The organism is Neisseria sp. 23W00296 (genome assembly GCF_044772855.1).
Classification (GTDB): domain Bacteria; phylum Pseudomonadota; class Gammaproteobacteria; order Burkholderiales; family Neisseriaceae; genus Neisseria.
The window spans coordinates 1,297,521-1,317,417 of the sequence record NZ_CP173024.1; the positions used below are offsets into that span (position 1 = coordinate 1,297,521).

Genomic DNA, 19,897 nt, shown 5'->3' on the forward strand with positions numbered 1-19,897 from the left:
GTCTGAAATTGTTCAGACGGCCTTTTGCCGTTTCGCGCCGCAGGGAGCAAGCCCGTCCGCTATATAGAGGCCGTCTGAAATCCGAAGCGGGGTTTCAGACGGCCTCTGTGGCGGCGTATAATCCGCGCCTTTGACGCGGCGCTTCGAGGCCGTCTGAAAACCGTTTGCCGAGGAAAAAACATGCAAATCATCCACACCGTTCAAGAGCTGCGCCAATGGCGCAAAAACGTCGGCCGCGTGGCCTTTGTGCCCACGATGGGCAACCTGCACGAAGGCCATCTGGCTTTGGTGCGTGAGGCAAAAAAGCGCGCCGACCATGTTGTCGTGAGCATTTTCGTCAACCGCCTGCAATTCGGCCAGGGCGAGGATTTCGACCGCTATCCGCGCACCTTGCAGCAGGATGCGGACAAACTGGCGGGCGAAGGCGTGGCCGTGGTGTTTGCGCCCGATGAAAAAGAGCTGTATCCCCATGTGGAGCAGCGTTACAACGTCGAGCCGCCGCACCTGCAAAACGAGCTTTGCGGCCGCTTCCGCCCCGGGCATTTTCGCGGCGTGGCAACCGTAGTGTCCAAGCTGTTTAACATTGTTGCCCCCGATGTTGCCTGTTTCGGCAAAAAAGACTACCAGCAGCTTGCTATTATCAAAGGCCTGACCGAAGACTTAAACTTCAACATCGAAATCGTGCCCGTCGATACCGGCCGCGCTTCAGACGGCCTCGCGCTCTCCAGCCGCAACCAGTATTTAAATGAAACCGAACGCGCCGAAGCCCCGCGCCTCTACCGCGTGTTGAACGGCATTGCCGACGCGCTCAAAGGCGGCAATCTGGCCTACGCCGATTTGGAAGCCGCCGCCGTGCGCGAGCTGGAAGCAGCAGGCTGGACGGTGGATTACGTCGAAATCCGCCGCGCCGCTTCGCTGGAAACCGCCCACGCCGGCGACAAACAACTCGTTGTCCTCGCTGCCGCGCGTTTGGGGCAGACCCGTTTGATTGACAATATCGAAGTGGATTTGCTTTAAGCCTTTGAGGCCGTCTGAAACGTTTCAGACGGCCTCAACACCTGCCCGACAACCACAAGACAAAGGAAAACCGACTATGTATCCGATTCAAGAACCCCGTCGCAGCGGTCTGCTGCAAGTGTCCGCACTGCACCAAATCTACTGGGAAGAAAGCGGCAATCCAGACGGCATCCCCGTTATCTTCCTGCACGGCGGCCCCGGCGCGGGCGCGTCGCCGCAATCGCGCGGCTTTTTCAACCCCGAAAAATACCGCGTTATCATCATCGACCAGCGCGGCTGCGGCCGCTCGCTGCCCTATGCCGAAACGCGCGAAAACACCACTTGGGATTTGGTGGCCGACATCGAAAAAGTGCGCGAAATGCTCGGCATCGAAAGCTGGCTGGTGTTCGGCGGCTCGTGGGGCAGCACCCTGTCGCTGGCCTATGCCGAAACCCATCCCGAACGCGTGCGCGGCCTGATACTGCGCGGCATCTTCCTCTGCCGCCAGCTCGAAATTGACTGGCTCAACGAAGCAGGCGGCGTCAGCATGGTTTATCCCGCGCAATGGCAGCGCTACCTCGCGCAAGTGCCGCCGGAAAAACACGGCGAACTGGTGCAGAGCTACCACGCCCTGCTCAACTCGCCCGACCGCGCCACCGCCCTGGCCGCCGCCAAAGCCTGGGCCGACTGGGAAAACTACCTCGTCTGCTTCGAGCCGCAGGAGAGCGACGAAGACGCGGAAAAATCGCTGGCCATCGCCCGCTTGGAAAACCATTATTTCGTCCACCTCGGCTGGTTCGGCGACGGGCGCGGCCTGCTGGAAAACGCACACAAAATCCGCCACATCCCCACCGTTATCGTGCAGGGACGCTACGATTTGTGCACCCCCACCCGCAGCGCGTGGGACTTGAAACAGGCACTGCCCGAAGCCGATTTGCGCATTATCCAAGGCGGTCACGCCGCATCCGAACCCGCCCTTTCCGCCGCACTGGTGGAGGCAACCGACGAATTCGCCAAACGCTTGGCCTGAACCGAGCAAGCGTTGCGGGCGACAGGCAGAAGGCCGTCTGAATGCGGACTTTAACTTCGTTTGGAGCTTCGTATTCAGACGGCCTCGGATTTGAGGCCGTCTGAATGCGAAAAGGCCGTCTGAAACGCACGGACAGCGTTTTCAGACGGCCTTTTTATCCGATTGAGGCAACAGAAAAGCAGGCTGCGCAGCCTGCTTTTCTGATACCGGGTGTTTTATCCGCCGGATCCGGCCGGTTCGGGCTCGGATCCGGTTTGCGTTTCGGCATCGTCTCCGTCGGCCAGGTCGTCGAATTCGGGTTCGACTTCAAACACTTTGCCATTGAGCTTCATGCGGCCTTGGGCGATTTCGATGCGGGTGGCGATGTTGCCGTCGTCGTCGAGGGTGAGGAAGCCTTGTCCGGCCATGTTGCGCACGGTGCTCTGCACCATCAGGCGCAGGGTTTCGTCGATGTCGTCGACGGCTGCTGTGCCTTCCGCTTCGTCTTCGGGATTGACGGTAAACAGGCTGCGCGCCTGGCTGACGGCCATGTTTTCCAAAAGCGGCTCGGGCACGTTGAAACGGAATTCGGCCTGCGTTTTTTTCAGCATGGCGGCAAAGTCGTCCAAATCGCCGCGCGTGAGGCCGTTGAAGGCGATTTGGCCGTCGGCGTGGATTTTGCCCTGCGGCAGGGAGAAGTCGAAGGTGCGGACTTTGATGACGGGGTTTCCTGTGAAGAGGCCGGAGGCTTCGTTGCGGGCGGTGTGCAGCAGGGCGGCGCGGATGTCGTCTTCGCTCATGTTTTTCGAGGCGATTTCGGCCAGCTTGCGTTTGACGGCCAGCAGCGAGGCGGCTTCGAGATGTTCGGCGGCAACGTTGATGTCGAGCGGGCCGTAGGTGTCGTTGCCGTAGGCGAGTTTGTCGAAGCGGAAGCGGCCTTCGCTGCTTGCCCAGCCGCCCTCTTCGTTCATGGTGGTGTCGAAGCGCAGGTTTTCTACGGTAATTTTGGACGGGGGGACGGTGCCGGTGGGGTTGATGAAAGCACCGATCTGCAAATCGGTGACGAGATTGACCAGCTCGTTGAGCTTGATGTTGTAGTCCAAGCCTTCCTGCCATTGCAAGGCTAGGCGGTCGAGTTTGAAGCTGCTGCTGCCGACGGCGAGTTTGCTCGGGCTGTCGTAGGTGTCGCTGCCGATGTGCAGGTTTTCCAGCACGATGTCGCCTTTGTCGGCCAGTTTGACGTGCAGGCCGGGGGCGGTGTAGCCGCTTTTGTAGTTTTGCCAGCCTGCGGTGTAGTCGGTCTGCCCTTCGAGGCCTTTCCAGTTGAGGGCGATGCCGGAGAGTTCGTCGTAATCGAAAGCGGGGATGCTGAGGTTCAGACGGCCTGAGCCGCCAAAACCGATGGTGTTGGTTAGGGAAACGGGGGTTTTGTCGCCGAAAAAGCGTTTCAGCACTTTTTCCGATTCGGCGCGGTAGCGAAATTCGCTCTCCACTTTCGCAGCGGCCAAACCGCCGGCAAATGGGGCGTGTCGGATATGGTTGACGACGGTAACCGGTTCGGAAAGCACGGTTTTCAGGTTGTCGGGCAGATAGGCAGCGGCATTGTTGAGCAACGTCGGTTTGAGGCGCACCTGCAGCGTTTCGGTGGAGGAAAACCAGCCGCGATCGTAAGTGCGCGATTCGACCGTGACGAAACTGCTTTCCTGCAGCAGGCGGTATTGCCCGTCCAGCACCGTTTCGGCCTGTTTGCCGAAATAATAGGGCAGCCCGCCGACCACTGCGGCGGCCGCAGCGGCGAGACCCGCCAAACCCGCAACCAGTTTTTTCTTCATCGTGACGCAATGCCTGAAATTCAAAGGCGGCAAGCATAGCACCATTTGCCCGCTTTGTCTTTTCAGACGGCCTTTTGCGGCGCGAAAAAAGCCTTTTTCCGCCGCCCGTATCCGCTATAATGGCGGCCTTGCAAACAGGAGCAGAACCATGTACGACTACCAATCCGACGCCACCAAATTCCTCAACGAATACATAGAAAAACACCCCGAAGAAGCCGAACGCCGTCTGAAAAACCGCGGCCTCTTGTGGGATGTCGAACTCAATCCCGAAGAAGAAAAGGAATTTGCCGCCGCCAAAGTGGCGAAAAAACCCTACACCTACTATTCCTACGACTAACCTCCGCCGCATGAGCATCCGCGCCACCGCCGCCACGCCCGGGCTTCTCGCCTATCTGCGCGGCATCAACCCCGCCGAACACCCCGCCCTCACCCGTCTGCGCGAACGCACCGCGCAACACCGCATGGGCAAAATGGCCGTCGCTCCCGAGCAGGCGGCCGTTTTGGCTTGGCTCGCACGACTCACAGGCGCGGAAAACTATTTGGAAATCGGCGTTTTCACCGGTTACAGCAGCACCGCCGTCGCCCTCGCCCTACCCGAACACGGCCGCGTCACCGCCTGCGACATCAACGCCGCCTACACCGAATACGCCCGCCAAGCCTGGCAGGACGCGGGCGTGGCGCACAAAATCAGCCTGCACCTGCAACCGGCCATCTTCACCCTCGACGAACTCCTCGCCGCCGGACGCGCCGACAGCTACGATATTGCCTTTATCGACGCCGACAAAGCCCCCACCCCGCATTACTACGAACGCTGCCTGCGCCTCGTGCGTCCCGGCGGCATCATCGCCATCGACAACCTCCTGCTCGGCGGCCGTGTTACCGAACAGGCGCGGGAAGACGACCCGCCCGCCCTGCCCGTCATCCGTGCCTTCAACTCCGCCCTGCCGCACGATGCCCGCATCGAACCCCTCACCCTGCCCCTGGGCGACGGCCTCACCCTGCTGATCAAACGCCCGCACCCCGAGGCCGTCTGAAAAAACGCCGCACGACATATGAAACTCCCCTTCCCTGCCGCCATCCTCCTGCTTACCGCCTGCGCCGCCGCACCCCAAAACGGCAATACGCCCGCTGCCGAAACCGCATCCGCAGAAACCGCCGTCCCCTACCCTGTGCCCGACCTGCAAAGCCAGATCGACAGCCTCGGCACGGAAATCGCCCGCCTCAACGGCCAAATCGAAGCCCTGCAAACGCGCATCAAACGGCTCGAACACCCCAGCCGCCGTGTCGCGCCCGTCCGCAGCTCCGAAGCCGCGCCGCCTGCCGCCGCACTTCCTGCGCCCGACCCGCTTGCCGCCGCCCGCAAACAATACCGCAGCGGCAACTACGCCGCCGCCGCCCGCCTGCTGCAAGCGTCCGAAAGCGGCGGCAGCGGCAGCCCCGCCGACCGCCAGGGCATGCACCTGCTGCTGCAAAGCCACCAAAAACTCGGCAACTGCCAGTCGGTTATCAACATCGGCAACCGCTACGTCTCGCGTTTCCGCAATAGCCCCGAAGCCGCCGACACCCTGTTTGCCGTCGGCCAGTGCCAGTGGAACATCCAGCAGCGCGACGTCGCCCGCGACACCTGGCGCAAACTGATGCGCCTCTACCCCGCCAGCGCCGCCGCCAAAAAAGCCGCGCAGCACGCCGACAAATACTGAAAACACCTTTTTTCGGAAACCTCCTAACCAAGCACCCTTCTTCAATCCGCTTGCCAAAGGCCGTCTGAAAACGTATCCCACCGCTACGCAACGGTATCGCGCAAACACACGTAGCCGCCGATGTCCCGTCAGCCTGCGTCGGGCTTTGCCATCCGCAAACCACCGAATGCCCGCAACACATACCCGGAGCCGATGCTTGAAGGCCGTCTGAAAAATCATTTTTCCGCGAAGCACGCGGTTTCCGATATACGGACACAGCACAGGCAGGACAATCCGTCAGAACACAGGTGCAGCACATTCCCTTTTCAGAAACCTCAACGACGCGAAAACCTCCGTCTGCAAACCGTTTCCCAACCCCAACAGAAAGGCAAAAACATGGCCAAAATCGGCATCATCATGGGCAGCAACAGCGACTGGCCCGTTATGGAACACGCCGCCCGCGTGCTGCAAGAGTTCGGCATCGCCTGCGAAACCCGCGTCGTTTCCGCCCACCGCACCCCCGACCTGATGTTCGAATACGCCCAAACCGCCCGCGAACGCGGCATCCAAGCCATCATCGCAGGCGCAGGCGGCGCGGCGCACCTCCCCGGTATGGTGGCCGCGAAAACCACCGTGCCCGTGCTCGGCGTGCCCGTACCGAGCAAATACCTGCGCGGCGAAGACTCGCTGCTCTCCATCGTGCAGATGCCCAAGGGCATCCCCGTCGCCACCTTTGCCATCGGCGAAGCGGGGGCGGCCAACGCGGCGCTGTTTGCCGTTTCCCTGCTCGCCAACCACGATCCCGTGCTGGCGGAAAAACTCGCGCAGTTCCGCGAAACGCAAAAGCAGACCGTGCTGGCGATGGAGCTGCCTGAGGCCGGTTAGACCGTCTGAAAGCGGCGGCTTTAAGGAAACCAAAACGCATCGGCCTGTCGCAACAAGAGGCCGTCTGAATGCTTTTCAGACGGCCTCTTTCTTTGCACCCGACTGGATGCGTGCGCCCACATGCTGCCGCTGAAAAGGCCGTCTGAAAACCGGATTGCAGGTTTTCAGACGGCCTTTTGTTTCATCAAGCCAAGCCGTATCTAGCAGCACCGTCCGCCGTTTGCGCCGCAGCGGCGTTTGCGGCAGTAGTCTTGGAACTGCTGTTCGCTCATCACGGGGGCGTTGGGATTGTGTCTGCGCTGTTGTGCCACGTAGTTTTCATAATCCGGCACGCCCGCCATCAGGTTGGCCGTGAGCTTGGCGGTTTTCCAAAACGCGGCGAGTTTGCGTTTTATCGCGGCTTTATGATGCTTCACTCTGCGCCTCCGCAGGCTGGGTGCCGTCGCGGTACACCGCCGGAATTTCTTTGGCAGTCGGCCAGCCGACTTTGCGGGCTTTGAGGGCGGTGCGCAGGCCGTAGAGGGCGACGACGACGACCACGCCGAGGAACAGGGCGGTGAGGCCGGAGTTCACGTAGTCGTTCAGAATCACCTGCGACATTTCGCCGAGGTCTTTGGCGGGAGCGAGCACTTCGCCTTTGTCCAATGCGGCCTGATACTTGGCGGCGTGGGCAAGGAAGCTCACGCGCGGGCTTGCGTCAAACAGTTTCTGCAGGCCTGCCCAGCAGGTTACGAACAATACGCCGAACGCGGGCACAAGCGTTACCCACACATAGCGGTCGCGCTTCATTTTGATGAGGACGACAGTACACATAATCAGCGCGACGCCCGCGAGCATCTGGTTGGCGATGCCGAACAGCGGCCACAGCGAGTTGATGCCGCCCAGCGGGTCGGTTACGCCGGTGTAGAGGAAGTAGCCCCACAGTGCAACGGCGATAAAGGTGGCGACAAGGTTGGCGGGGATGGAGTCGGTGTTGCCGAAGGGTTTGAAGAAAATGCTGCCCAAGTCTTGAATCATAAAGCGGGCGACGCGCGTGCCGGCATCGACGGCGGTAAGAATGAACAGGGCTTCAAACAAGAGGGCGAAGTGGTACCAGAACGCCATCATGGCTTCGCCCGGAATCAGGCGGCTCATGATGTGCGCCATGCCCACGGCGAGGGTCGGCGCACCGCCCGCGCGGGAGAGGATGGTGTTTTCTCCGACTTCTTTGGCGGTGTGCAGCAGGGTGGCGGCATCCACGGGGAAGTGGAGCTGGTTGGTAATCACCTGCGCGGCGTTGGCGGCATCGGTGCCGATTAACGCGGCGGGGCTGTTCATGGCGAAATACACGCCCGGGTCAAGCGAAGCGGCGGCGGCCAGTGCCATAATCGCCACAAAGCTCTCCATCAGCATGCCGCCATAGCCGATCATGCGCACATGGGTTTCGTTTTCCAGCATTTTCGGGGTTGTGCCCGAAGAAATCAGCGCGTGGAAACCGGATACCGCGCCGCAGGCGATGGTGATGAACAAGAACGGGAACAGATGGCCGGAGAACACGGGACCCGAGCCGTCGATAAAGTGCGTTACCGCAGGCATTTGCAGTGCGGGGTTCACAATCACAATGCCGATCGCCAGCGCAACAATGGTGCCGATTTTCAGGAAAGTGGAGAGATAATCGCGCGGGGTGAGCAGCAGCCACACCGGCAATACCGAGGCGACAAAGCCGTAAATCATAATCGCCCAAGTGAGCTGGATACCGTCGAGGTCGAAAATATGGCCGAAAGAGCTGTGCGCCACGTCTTCGCCGTACACCACCGCCAGCATCAGCAGGATAAAGCCGACGATGGAAATCTCGCCGATTTTGCCCGGACGGATATAGCGCGTGTAAATGCCCATAAAGAGCGCGATCGGCATGGTGGCGGCGATGGTAAACGTGCCCCACGGGCTGTGTACCAGCGCTTTCACCACAATCAGCGCGAGCACGGCCATGATGATTACCATAATCATCAGAATGCCGATGGAGGCAATCACGCCGGGCACAGTGCCCAATTCCTGTTTCACAATATCGCCCAAAGACTTACCGTCGCGGCGCATCGACACAAACAGCACCATCATGTCCTGTACCGCACCGGCAAACACCACGCCGAAGATAATCCACAGCGTGCCGGGCAGATAGCCCATCTGCGCGGCCAACACGGGGCCGACCAACGGGCCTGCGCCAGCAATCGCGGCAAAATGGTGGCCGAACAATACGCCCTTATGCGTGGGCACATAGTCCAAGCCGTCGTTGTGCCGCTCGGCGGGCGTGAGGCGGTTGGGGTCGAGCTGCATCACACGGTTGGCGATGTAGAGGCTGTAAAAACGGTAGGCGATGCAGTACACCGACACGGCGGCCGTAACCATCCATATCGCGCTGACCTGCTCGCCCCTGCTGAGGGCAAGCGTGGTAAACGAGGCCAAGCCGACCAAGACCACGATGCCCCAAATCAGAAAGGTTTTTAGTGATTTCATGGTTCCATCCTTAAAAATCAACGGTTAACTAAACAGGGCCCGAATGTTTGCACCGGCAAAAGACAGCAAAGGCCGACGCTCTATGGCATAAAACATGATGATGAAAGTGTGCAAGCCCGCCCGAAAGCTTAACACAAAGCAGCAAAACACGCGGCGGATTTAACACGGCCGCACTCCACGCGGCGCAGCAAAGAGGCCGTCTGAAAACGTGAAATGCGGCTTTTCAGAAACGTCATTCCCGCATAGGCAGGAACAGCCTCTTCGCTCCTAGAATTTCCCCGTAAAACCAATGGTTACCGCCCGTCCCGGGGCGGGGATGGGGACGTTGGACATCGGGTCGAGGTAGTAGCGGTTGGTGAGGTTGGTGATGCCGAAGTTCAGGCCGAAGTTTTTGCTTATCTGATACTTGCCGTACATGTCGAACACCAGCGCGGCGCGCCAGTGGTAGGGGCGGCCGGTGGCTTCGAGAATGCGCGCCAAGCCCTGTTCGGCCAGCTGGTCCTGCTGTTTGGTGCTGACGGTGCTGTGGTAGATGCCGCGCATGCCGAGCTCCAAACGGTTGTTCAGACGGCGTGTGCCGACATCGAGGTTGAGCGAGTATTTCGGCTGCATGGTCTGGTAGAAACGGGTGGCGCCGAAGCCGCCGTCTATGCATTCGGGGATGCGGTTGTTGTAGACGTCGTAGTTCCACGCCGTCGTTTTGTCGCAGACGCGCTGGCGCAGGCGGTAGTTCGCGCCGAAGGCGGCAAACCATCTGCCGCTGTCGAGGCGGCTTTGCAGCTCGATGCCCGCGCTTTGCTTTTTGTCGTATTGGGTGAGGTTTTTGTTTTCGGTGATGTCGATGGCGTTTTTGATGGTGTTGTTGTAGTAGGTCAGGCGCACGTCGCCCGCTTTGAGCCGCTTGGCATAGGGGGCGAAGTTGAAGGAATAGCCGATTTCCCAGTTGGTACTGCGCTCGGGTTTGAGGTGAAACTCGGTAGAGTGGGGATACAGCAGGTTGACATTGGTGGTGGTGGCTTCGTAAATGCTGGGGAAGCGGGTGGCGCGGGCGAAACGGGCAAACAGGCGGCCGTTGTCGGTGAGATCGTAGCTGACGGCCAGCATCGGCGACCAGGAGTGGGCGGTCAGGCGTTGCGGCGTCGGCCAGATTTCTTCTTCGGTTTGCGGTTTTTTGTAAACATCGGACAGGTTTCTTGCCAGATCCGCCTGATTTTTTCTTTCCAGATAGTTGTATTGTCCTCTGGTTGCCATTCCGTTTAGATATTTCCAATAGTTGCCGGCCAGTCCCTGCGGATTTTCCGCCCTTTCGTCAAACTGGCCCTTGCGGAATAGCGGGCCCTGGTATTGGCCGTTGACATAGGGCGTGTAGACATATTTTAGGCGGTAAACCGCGCCGTCGTAGCGGCCTATCAAATCTTGCCCGTTGCGGTCGGTGATTTTGATAGGCTCTTGTATATTTCCGCTTTTATTGGTTACATCGTCATAGTCGTAGCCGTATTTGTTTCTAAATCTGTCGCGCAGCTCCTGAACCTTGTACGGATCATGGGTTTCATCCCATGTCCGCAAAATCCGCCGTATATCGTCAGCCTCTTCTTTATTGCTTATCAGCTCGTAATAGGGTGCTTCTGCGCCGACGACATAACCGGTGGAAAGCTTTCCTCCTTGCATATCGGAAGAATAAAACGGATCTTTCTTCTCACGCCGCGCTTTGGCCAAGGCATCATCAAACGCCCAGAATTTTTCATAGCGCACGCCCGCCTGAATGTTCAGACGGCCGGTCGGCTGCCAGTCGAAGGCCAGACCCGCTCCCCATTCGTGGCGGCGTCCCGCCCGCGGGCCCGCAATGGCGGTAGCGGTGCTGACCGCGCCGATAATATCGAAGAAATCTTTGTCGTTATGGGAGATCTGTGTTTTTTCGTCGAGTTTTTCGTATTGGATATTGCCCGACAAAGTCATGCTTAATTTGTCGCTGAGGCGGAAACGGTTGCTGATGTCGGCGCCGAAACGAGTGGCATAAGTACGCTGCTCAGCACCGGATTTGACGCGGTATGCACCGGGAACGGGAGGAGGATCTTTCGGCTCTTCCTTCGGTATGTCGTTGCAGGTCATGCCCTGTTCTGTCAGTCGTTGGGGGGTTTTATGGCGAATGAAACATTGCACCCAGTTATCGTAATTGGTATCCCCATAGGTAACGCCCAATTCGGGGCCGCCGCTCTGGTGGCGGCTGCTGTCGGTACGGATACGCCAAACATTGGCCTGCAAGTCTATCCAGCGGCTGTTTTCCGGCTGCCATTCGTAGCCCAGTTTGTAGCTTTTGCTTTGGATATGGGAATCCAGACCTTGAATAGGATAATAGCGCGGTTGTTGGCCGACAAAATTATATTCATCGCTGAATCCAAGCACCAATGCATTATAAAAAGGGTTGTTTTCGCCGAAGCGGACGCGGGTGCGCATATGGCTGAGGCTGATTTTCTGGTTGTGCGGCAGATACCAGTTGTTTTTCAGCAGCAGGGTTTTGCTCTCGACATTGCTGTTGAACACCTCTTCGCCCGGGCGGTAGAGCTTGGCCATATTGGGAATCATGGTGGCGGAAGTGTTGCCGAAATCGGGATGGTCGGAATCGTAAACGGGATTGTAGAGATAGCCTCCCGCACTGCGTTTGCCGGAAAAATAATTGCCCTTGCTGCGGTCGCTGTAAGCAATAAGGCCGTCTGAAAGACGGCTTTTGAAGGCGGCAGCTACCAGTCCCGAACGATCGCCCTTGAAATTGGACAGTTTGTGGCTCCGGCTTCTCGGGGGTACATAATTATCAAATTCCAAAGCCTGATATATCTCCCCCGTTCCCGCTACCTGCCCGCTCGGACCATCGGCGATTGGCCGGTTTGGAATGGTTCGATAGTCTTCCACACCCAAATATTGCAGATTGTCCACGCGCGGTTTGGCGGTATTGTCGGAAAAGCTGCCTTTGATTTGAATCCCCCATTTGTCGCCTTCCGGCACGATATCGTCCGCTTCGATGGTGGAAATCGCTACCGAACCGCCAACGCCCGATTTGACGCCGCGCGTCATGGCCGGGCTTTTTTCCACAGCAATGCTGCGAAACAGGGCGGGATCAACGTAGTTGCGGTCGGCAATGCCGTAGTTGTTCATCCATACATCTACAGTCTGCTCTGTGCCGTCGATGGTAACGGGGATGCGGCCTTTACCGGAAATGCCGCGTATGCTCGGTGTAATCGCGCTGCCCGCGTTGCGGGTGTTCATGTTGTAGACACCGTTGAGCCCTTTGAGGACATCGCCTGCGGCGTCGGTTTGGTAGCGTTCGAGATATTCTTTGCCGAGATAGGCATTGGAGACATTTTTGCTGTATTGCTGCGCTTCGCCTTTTTCATCACGGGTAAGGCGTTTGGCGCGGACGGTAACAGAATCGAGGGCGTTGCTTTCGGACGTATTTTCAGCAAACGTACTGTCGGCCGCCCAGACTTCGGGCATGCAGAACAGCAGGCCGAGACAGGCGGCGAGGGTGTTTACGCGACGGTTGGTTTTCATCTTTCGCTCCTTTATGTTGTTTGCGTTTTTAAAAAACAGGCGGAGCGGTTTGTGTTTTTTTGGGGATTTGTAGAAATAAAAAAGCCACTCTGTGTCGGCTTGGCGGCAGATTGTACGGCATTTGCAAAGATTTGATAAGGCGGCATCATAGCCTTTACATATAGGCCGTCTGAAAACGCCTTCCGTAAAGAAGCAGTTTTACCACCAACCTATCCACCCAATATTCTAAATCAATTAATGATGGATTTTATATAATATTTTTTCAATGATTTAATCTTTACACAATTTCTACCATTAACCGCTTGCAATATGGAATAATTGGAATTATCATCCGCAACCATTCAGACAGGCAGCCCGAAGGCTCTTAGCAAAAAACAAGCGGATTTCACAAATCCGCCCGATAAAACACATAAAAAAAGCCGTCTGAAAGACTGCCGCCAATACACAAACACCACGCCGCCGAGTTCTGCGCAACGCGCATATCAGCCGCAAGCCCGTCCGCAAGACGGCTTGATTATCCGACCTTTAACTTGTAAAGGAAATTCTTATGAATACTTCAGTAAAAGTATTGGCCGCAACTTTGGTTTTAACCGTATCTGCTTTTGCGGCAGCCAAACCGGCAGGTGAGTCTTCCAATTCCGATTACGTGAATACTAATGAAGCGTCTACCGCCATTCCGTTTGGTGCTGGCAAAGCCTCGCTGAAAATTAACAAAAGCTCCATCAACATCAATATCGGCAACGGCCCGGTCAAACATATCAACAAAAAATACAGCGGCAACGCTATCAACGGCAATAACTTTACTGCCAGCGTAGACGGTTTAGCACATGAAAAATACCTGACCATTAAGGATGTCAACCCTGTTCTCGGTTTCTTTAACAATGATACCTTGGGTCGTGTTTGGTATGAAAAACGTGCCCAAAATGTTGATGTTTATTCGGTGCGCCAGCTTGCCGATCCCAGACTGCCCATTGCACCAAAATTCGGCGGCTTGGTTATCGGCCAGGTGAAAAACCTGTCTGACGGCAGCGGCGTGTACTTCGGCGAATGGGCGCCGCGTAAAAATAACACCATCGTCAAGGAAGATCCTCTCGGCTTGAAAGATCCCAACCACACCGTTTGGTTTGCAGGCGACAATCCGACCGGCAGAACCCAAGGCTTGGCCAATGTTACTTATGATGTGGTCGGTATCAACCAACACACCCCCGGCAAAGAAGACTTCTATCGCGGCAAAGTAACCGCCAAGTTTGGTACGACTCCGACAGGCAGCATGAGCGGCGCGATTGTCCGCGGTAATGACAGGTTGAGCTTTGACAAAGCTGTGATTACCAACAGTACCGGCAAATTCGAAGATACTGCCCAAGGCATGAAAGGCCAGTTCTTCGGCAGGGGCGCGGAAGCGATGGCAGGTATCGCCACACGCGGCACAGCCGACCGTAAAGACGACATCGCCTTTGGCGGCCGCAAACAGTAAGAAGGCCGTCTGAAAGAAACTCCAAAATCATGATGGGTTTGAACAGGGGAAACCGGACTCCGTGTCCGGTTTCCCCTGTTATTGGGAGACACTATGAAAAAACACCTTCTGCCGCTTATCCTGCTTGTCCTGCCCGCCGCCGCGCTGGCCGACGAAGACGATACCCGTATGCTGCTCGACGGCGCGCAAAAGGAAATGCGCCGCCAACAGGACGCGGCGGCGTTTTCAGACGGCCACTCCGGAAGCGGCAGTATCGAAATCGACGGCGAAACCTATATCGTGCCGCACACCGCCCGCGATTTGGAATTGGGCATTTACTACGCGATAGACGGCCGCCAATGGGGCAAGGTGCGCGAATTTGCCGCCGCCTACCGCCGCCTGCCCGAACACAAAACCCATCTGGCGCTGATGGCCGAAGGCTTGGCCGAACGCGCCGAGGGCAAAGTCGGCGCCGCTTTGAAAAAAATGAAAGCCGCACACGCAGCCGCGCCGGATGATGTGCGCGTCGGTTTGGAGCTGGCGCGGCTCTACGGCGAAGACAACCAAAACCGCGAATCGCAGGCGCAGTTCAAAGAAGTATTGAAAGGAGAGATGCCGTCTGAAACCCGCGCAGCCGTGCAAAGCTATCTCGACATCCTCGACAAACGCCGCCGCTGGCACGGCAGCATCAGCATAGGCGGCGGCTATAACGACAACATCAATCAGGGCAACGGCAAGCGCGAATGTGTCGGCTCGTTTATGGGGCAGTGTTTCAGCTACCGCACCCTGCCCTCGCCCGTCGGTTCGCCGTTTTGGCAATACAGCGCCGTTGCCGCGAAAAAAATCCCGCTGCGCGGCCACCACAACCTGCTGCTGCGCCCGCTCTCCTACGGTACGAAATACCGCCGCGACGACAGCCAATCCGAGCCGCCCGAGCCGTACAGCGAAAACACCGCCGCCCTCTACGCGGGCTACGAACACAACACCGCCGACAGCGATTTCACGTTTACCCCCTATTTCGAACACTACTTTCGCGGCGGCCGCAGCCGCTACCGCGCATGGGGCGCGGAAGCCGCGTGGGAAAAAAACCTCACGGCCAAATGGTCGCTCAACGTCCGCGCCGAAGCCAAGCGGGTGAAATACCTCGAACAGGAGCGGCAGTATTACAGCGACTACACCCTCTACACCGGCGGCGCGGGGCTGGGCTACACCTTTTCAGACGGCCTCGGCCTCTACGGCGGCATAGACCTCGCCCGCCGCAAATACCCCTACGCCGCCTCGCGCAGCAAGGAATACACCGCCCGCATCGGCGGCTACAAAATGTTTAAAAACGGCGTTTACTTCAACGCCGCCGCCCTCTACCGCCTCAGCCGCTACGACGCCGGCAGCTATCTCACCGCCGGCGAAGCACGCCGCGACCGCCAAACCATCCTTACCGCCGCCATTGGCGCGTCGAAATTTTCCTTTAAAGACATCTATCCCGAATTGCGCGTCAAACGCACCGTCGGCCGCAGCAATGCCGATCTGTTTGCCTACAAGCAAAACGAAATCGCCCTGGCTTTGAAATACCGTTTTTAAGCGTTCGGGCAATAATAGAGGCCGTCTGAAAGCGCTGCTCCGCGTTTTTCAGACGGCCTTCCAAGCGTTTTCGTTTGAGCGAAGAGGCCGTCTGAAAACGTGAAATGCGGCTTTTCAGAAACGTCATTCCCGCATAGGCGGAAACGGCCTCCCCATCCCAATCCATTACGGAAAACCAAGCGAAAAGCCGCAGGCAAAACCTGCGGCTTTTTCAAATAGGGCGGCGAGCCCGACCCCCGGCACTGGCTCGTCGGAGTGGGCTGCTGGCTTCCGCCCCTGACCCGTTGTTCCAAGTTGCCATGCGGGGAGACCCGCCATAAGAAGCCGCGCATTATAACCGCGCCGTCGTGAAACACCAAGCGGATTTTCTCCCGCGCCCGCCTGCCGCCGGATTGTCTACATTCCAACTTGAAACGGCGTTAAATTTACATTACATTGCGGCCGAAACACGCACTGCCGCTTTCAGACGGCCTCTTGCATAAAAACAATACCAAAACACGGAACACAACCATGACCGCAAGCCTTGCCACACCTCCCGCAACGTCTCCCGCGCGTATGCGCGAAATCCCCTACAACTATACTTCCTACACCGACCGCGAAATCGTGATCCGTCTGTTGGGCAATGAAGCCTGGCAGACGCTGGAAGACTTGCGCGCGCAGCGCAAAACCGGCCGCTCGGCGCGGATGCTGTTTGAAGTGTTGGGCGATATTTGGGTGGTGGAGCGCAATCCGTATCTGGTGGATGATTTGCTGGCGCACCCCAAGCGCCGCGCGGCTTTGGTGGGCGAGATGCGCCACCGCTTGGGCGAAATCCACAAGCGGCGCGACGACAATCCGCAGGTTGCCATGCTCGTAGCGGCGGCCGAAGCGGCGGTGAAACGCTTTGACGAAAGTTTTGACGACACCCGCGCCAAGCGCGAGCGCATCTTGCAGCGGCTCTCAAAAATCACCAAGCCGCACAATATTATGTTTGACGGGCTGGCGCGGGTGACGCACGTAACCGACGCTACCGACTGGCGCGTGGAATATCCTTTCGTTGTCGTCAACCCCGACACCGAAGCCGAAGTCGCGCCGCTGGTGCGCGCGCTGATTGAGCTGGATTTGGTGATTATTCCGCGCGGCGGAGGCACGGGCTATACCGGCGGAGCGGTGCCGCTGGATGCCAACAGCGCGGTAATCAATACCGAAAAACTCGATTTGCACGGCGGCGTGCAGTATGTGCCGCTGGCCGGTTTGGAGGGCAAACACCCGATTATCCATTGCGGCGCGGGCGTGGTAACGCGGCGGGTGGAAGAAACCGCGCATCAGGCCGGGCTGGTGTTTGCCGTTGACCCGACTTCGGCCGACGCATCCTGCGTGGGCGGCAATGTGGCGATGAACGCCGGCGGCAAAAAGGCCGTGTTGTGGGGCACGGCGCTGGATAATCTGGCCTACTGGCAGATGGTGAACCCGCAGGGCGAATGGCTGCGCATCGAGCGCGTGCGCCACAATTTCGGCAAAATCCACGACGAACAAACCGCTGTGTTTGACGTGCACACGCTCGATTCAGACGGCCTTAAAGCCGTGAAAACCGAGCGGCTGGAAATCCCCGGCCACAAATTCCGCAAAGTCGGTTTGGGCAAAGACGTTACCGACAAATTCCTAAGCGGCCTGCCGGGCGTGCAGAAAGAAGGCACCGACGGCATCATCACCAGCGTGGCCTTTGTGCTGCACACCATGCCCAAACACACGCGCACGGTGTGCATGGAATTTTTCGGCACGGTGGCCAAAGCCACGCCGTCGATTGTCGAAATCCGCGATTACCTGCTGGGGCACGAGAGCGTGCGGCTGGCCGGTTTGGAGCATTTGGACTGGCGTTATGTGCGCGCCGTCGGCTACGCCACCAAAGCCGCCGGACGCGGGCGGCCGAAAATGGTGTTGCTGGCCGACATCGTGTCCGACGACGAAGATGCCGTATCCGCCGCCGCCGAGCGCATTTGCGAGCTGGCACGCGCGCGCGAAGGCGAAGGCTTTATCGCCGTTACGCCCGAAGCACGCAAAACCTTCTGGCTCGACCGCAGCCGCACCGCCGCCATCGCCAAACACACCAATGCCTTTAAAATCAACGAAGACGTAGTGATTCCGCTCGAACGGCTGGGCGAGTATTCAGACGGCATCGAGCGCATCAACATCGAATTGTCGATTCAAAACAAGCTCAAACTGTGCGACGCGCTCATCCGATATCTTTCAGGCAGCCTGCCGGTGGACAAAATGGACACCGACCTGCCCAGCGCCGAATTATTGGGCGATCGCGCCCGCCACGCCCTTGCCCATGTCGAAGCCGTACGGCAACGCTGGCAATGGCTGCTCGATCATCTCGACTCGCCCTTGTCTGAGTATAAAAACCGCTTCGGCGATGCCGTTCAGGCTGCTTCGGAAGCGCGCGACGACGAAAGCTGCTTTATCGCCTTTCGCGATTTCAGGCTGCGTGTGTCGGTGAAAACCGATGTGATGAAGCCCTTGGCCGATATTTTCAGCGGCAAGGCCGACGCCAAAATCAACGCCGCGCTGGGCAAAATCCACAGCAAAACCGTGCGCGGCCGCGTGTTTGTCGCCCTGCACATGCACGCGGGCGACGGCAACGTCCACACCAATATCCCCGTCAATTCAGACGACTACGAAATGCTGCAAACCGCCCACCGCGCGGTTGAGCGCATCATGCGTATCGCACGCCGTCTGAACGGCGTGATTTCCGGCGAACACGGTATCGGCATCACCAAGCTCGAATTTCTCACCGACGAAGAAATGCAGCCCTTTTGGGACTACAAAGCGCGCGTCGATCCAGAAGGCCGCTTCAACCGCCACAAACTGATGAAAGGCTCCGACCTGCGCCGCGCCTACACGCCGTCATTTGAATTGCTCGGCGCGGAATCGCTGATTATGGAAAAATCCGAACTCGGCACCATCGCCGAATCGGTCAAAGACTGCCTGCGCTGCGGTAAATGCAAGCCCGTCTGCTCCACCCACGTTCCCCGCGCCAACCTGCTCTACAGCCCGCGCAACAAAATTCTCGGTGTCGGCCTGCTCACCGAAGCCTTTTTATACGAAGAGCAGACGCGGCGCGGCATCTCGGTGAAACATTTTGAAGAACTCGGCGACATCGCCGACCACTGCACCGTCTGCCACCGCTGCGTCAAACCCTGCCCGGTCAACATCGATTTCGGCGACGTAACCGTGGCCGTGCGCAATTACTTATCTGATGCCGGCCACAAACGCACCACGCCCGTGGCCGCCGTCGGCCAAGCCCTGCTCAACGCCACCAGCCCCCGTGCCATCAAAGCCCTGCGCACCGCCATGGTACGCACCGGCTTCCCCGCCCAACACTTCGCCTACAAAGTCGGCAAACTGCTGCCCTTGGGTACGAAAAAACAAAAAGCCGAACCCAAAGCCACCGTCGGCAAAGCGCCGCTTAAAGAACAAGTTATCCACTTTATCAACCGCCCGCTGCCCAAAAGCGTACCCGCCAAAACCCCGCGCGCCATGCTCGGCATCGAAGACAGCAAAAGCATCCCCATCATCCGCAATCCGCAAAGCGCGGAAGACGCCGAAGCCGTGTTCTACTTCCCCGGCTGCGGCTCGGAGCGGCTGTTCAGCCAAATCGGCCTCGCCGTGCAGGCCATGCTCTGGCACGTCGGCGTGCAAACCGTTTTGCCGCCGGGCTATATGTGCTGCGGCTATCCGCAGGAAGCCAGCGGCGACCGCCAGCGCGCCGACAAAATGAGCACCGACAACCGCGTCGCCTTCCACCGCATGGCCAACACCCTGAATTATCTCGACATCAAAACCGTTGTCGTCAGTTGCGGCACCTGCTACGACCAGCTCGAAAAATACCGTTTTGAAGACATCTTCCCCGGCTGCCGCATCATCGACATCCACGAATACCTGTTGGAAAAAGGCGTAAAACTCAATGGCGTGCAAGGCCAGCAGTATCTCTACCACGACCCCTGCCACACGCCGATTAAAACCATGAACGCCACCCAAATGGCGAGCGAACTCATCGGCCAAAAAGTGGTATTGAGCGACCGCTGCTGCGGCGAAAGCGGCATGTTCGCCGTCAAACGCCCCGACATCGCCACCCAGGTCAAATTCCGCAAACAGGAAGAAATCGAAAAAAACCTCAAGCAGCTGCCGCAGGGCGAACCGGTAAAAATGCTCACCACCTGCCCCGCCTGCCTGCAGGGTCTAAGCCGCTACGCCGACGACAACAATATGCCCGCCGACTACATCGTTATCGAAATGGCACGGCATATCTTGGGCGAAAACTGGCTCGATGAGTTTGTCAAAAAAGCCAACGCGGGCGGGGTGGAGAAGATTAGGTTGTAGGCCGTCTGAAACGTACGAAAAGGCCGTCTGAAACCGCCACCCCGCCGCGCCCTTTACCCCCGTCCCT

General features: G+C 58.2%; 14 protein-coding genes and 1 other RNA gene. 9 read left to right on the plus strand and 6 right to left on the minus strand.

Annotation, left to right across the window (positions count from 1 at the left end; all coding sequences use genetic code 11):
• Positions 1-12: 12 nt before the first annotated feature.
• Complete coding sequence (locus tag ACG2K1_RS06445) at positions 13-186, minus strand: hypothetical protein (protein ID WP_395428530.1); 174 nt, start codon at positions 184-186, stop codon at positions 13-15.
• Between ACG2K1_RS06445 and panC the strand changes: the two genes are divergently transcribed.
• Positions 181-1,017, plus strand: coding sequence for a pantoate--beta-alanine ligase (gene panC / locus ACG2K1_RS06450; protein WP_395428531.1), 837 nt, complete (start codon positions 181-183; stop codon positions 1,015-1,017). The genes ACG2K1_RS06445 and panC overlap by 6 nt on opposite strands.
• Before the next feature lie 76 nt (positions 1,018-1,093).
• Positions 1,094-2,026, plus strand: a complete 933-nt coding sequence (gene pip, locus ACG2K1_RS06455; protein WP_395428532.1) for a prolyl aminopeptidase — start codon at positions 1,094-1,096, stop codon at positions 2,024-2,026.
• A 215-nt stretch (positions 2,027-2,241) separates the two neighbouring features.
• On the opposite strand, the gene ACG2K1_RS06460 is transcribed toward pip, so the two are convergent.
• On the minus strand, positions 2,242-3,837 hold the full coding sequence (locus ACG2K1_RS06460) for a YdgA family protein (protein ID WP_094030956.1): 1,596 nt from the start codon (positions 3,835-3,837) through the stop codon (positions 2,242-2,244).
• Between the two features lie 148 nt (positions 3,838-3,985).
• Between ACG2K1_RS06460 and ACG2K1_RS06465 the strand changes: the two genes are divergently transcribed.
• From ACG2K1_RS06465 to purE, 4 genes are all read left to right on the plus strand, one after another.
• Positions 3,986-4,174 carry a DUF3460 family protein gene (locus ACG2K1_RS06465; protein WP_036496359.1) on the plus strand — a complete coding sequence of 63 codons (189 nt, stop codon included), beginning with the start codon at positions 3,986-3,988 and terminating at the stop codon, positions 4,172-4,174.
• A 10-nt stretch (positions 4,175-4,184) separates the two neighbouring features.
• Positions 4,185-4,871: a class I SAM-dependent methyltransferase gene (locus tag ACG2K1_RS06470; RefSeq protein WP_395428533.1), complete on the plus strand. Its 687-nt coding sequence runs from the start codon at positions 4,185-4,187 to the stop codon at positions 4,869-4,871.
• A gap of 18 nt (positions 4,872-4,889) precedes the next feature.
• Entirely contained in the window at positions 4,890-5,537 is a 648-nt protein-coding gene (locus ACG2K1_RS06475; protein ID WP_395428534.1) for a hypothetical protein, read from the plus strand.
• A gap of 375 nt (positions 5,538-5,912) precedes the next feature.
• Positions 5,913-6,401, plus strand: a complete 489-nt coding sequence (gene purE / locus ACG2K1_RS06480; RefSeq protein WP_395428535.1) for a 5-(carboxyamino)imidazole ribonucleotide mutase — start codon at positions 5,913-5,915, stop codon at positions 6,399-6,401.
• A gap of 200 nt (positions 6,402-6,601) precedes the next feature.
• Here purE and ACG2K1_RS06485 read toward each other — a convergent pair whose 3' ends face one another.
• The 3 genes from ACG2K1_RS06485 to ACG2K1_RS06495 form a co-directional block, all read right to left on the minus strand.
• The gene (locus ACG2K1_RS06485) at positions 6,602-6,796 is read right to left on the minus strand and encodes a YbdD/YjiX family protein (RefSeq protein WP_036496363.1); all 195 of its coding nucleotides are present in this window, start codon (positions 6,794-6,796) and stop codon (positions 6,602-6,604) included.
• A gap of 7 nt (positions 6,797-6,803) precedes the next feature.
• Positions 6,804-8,891, minus strand: a complete 2,088-nt coding sequence (locus tag ACG2K1_RS06490; RefSeq protein ID WP_395428536.1) for a carbon starvation CstA family protein — start codon at positions 8,889-8,891, stop codon at positions 6,804-6,806.
• A gap of 267 nt (positions 8,892-9,158) precedes the next feature.
• Positions 9,159-12,437, minus strand: a complete 3,279-nt coding sequence (locus ACG2K1_RS06495; RefSeq protein ID WP_395428537.1) for a TonB-dependent receptor domain-containing protein — start codon at positions 12,435-12,437, stop codon at positions 9,159-9,161.
• Between the two features lie 547 nt (positions 12,438-12,984).
• Here ACG2K1_RS06495 and ACG2K1_RS06500 point away from each other — a divergent pair.
• Positions 12,985-13,911 carry a Slam-dependent surface lipoprotein gene (locus ACG2K1_RS06500; RefSeq protein ID WP_395428538.1) on the plus strand — a complete coding sequence of 309 codons (927 nt, stop codon included), beginning with the start codon at positions 12,985-12,987 and terminating at the stop codon, positions 13,909-13,911.
• Positions 13,912-14,004: 93 nt separating this feature from the next.
• On the plus strand, positions 14,005-15,468 hold the full coding sequence (locus ACG2K1_RS06505; protein ID WP_395428539.1) for a surface lipoprotein assembly modifier: 1,464 nt from the start codon (positions 14,005-14,007) through the stop codon (positions 15,466-15,468).
• A 219-nt stretch (positions 15,469-15,687) separates the two neighbouring features.
• Here ACG2K1_RS06505 and ffs read toward each other — a convergent pair.
• Positions 15,688-15,784, minus strand: an RNA gene (gene ffs / locus ACG2K1_RS06510) — signal recognition particle sRNA small type.
• Between the two features lie 194 nt (positions 15,785-15,978).
• Here ffs and ACG2K1_RS06515 point away from each other — a divergent pair.
• A complete protein-coding gene (locus ACG2K1_RS06515; protein ID WP_395428540.1) occupies positions 15,979-19,830 on the plus strand; it encodes a DUF3683 domain-containing protein in 3,852 nt (1,283 codons plus the stop codon).
• Positions 19,831-19,897: the final 67 nt, after the last annotated feature.